General features: G+C 36.6%; 1 protein-coding gene. It reads left to right on the top strand.

What is annotated here, in order from left to right; genetic code table 11:
- Positions 1-42 precede the first annotated feature (42 nt).
- Positions 43-552, top strand: coding sequence for an NYN domain-containing protein (locus AC3G7N_RS21975; RefSeq protein ID WP_089060935.1), 510 nt, complete (start codon positions 43-45; stop codon positions 550-552).
- Positions 553-579 lie beyond the last annotated feature (27 nt).

Raw genomic sequence — 579 nt, forward strand, 5'->3', positions numbered from 1 at the left:
TATGAAGTATTCCGGAAAAGGTTTCCGTTAGGAGAATAGAGAATGGATGTACTAGTTGTAGATGGTTATAATATCATCGGAGATTGGGATGAATTGAAACAATTAAAAGAGATTGATCTGGAACAGGCACGCAACCGTCTAATTGAAAAAATGGCCGAGTATAAAGCTGTCAGTGGTTATCGGGTTATTATTATTTTTGATGCTTATTATGTTCCTGGAATTTCAAATGCGGTAAGTGAATACAAGGTGGAAATTATTTATACGAAGGAACATGAGACTGCTGATGAGCGGATTGAAAAGATAGTAACGGAGTTGAAGAATGTCGTAAATCAGGTATACGTTGCTACCTCGGATTATGCGGAGCAACGTACCATTTTTGGCAGAGGGGCGCTAAGAAAATCGGCTAGGGAATTACATATAGAATTACTGGACATGGAAACAGAAATTGAAAAAAGTATAAAGCAACATAAAAAGGCAAGAAAGAACATTAAAATTCCATTAACGGATGATGTTTTGGAAAAGTTTGAAAAATGGCGCCGTGGTAACGAATGAAGCTATAAAATACTGATATAATGCCTG

The sequence above is a fragment of the Virgibacillus carmonensis genome, from assembly GCF_057836705.1.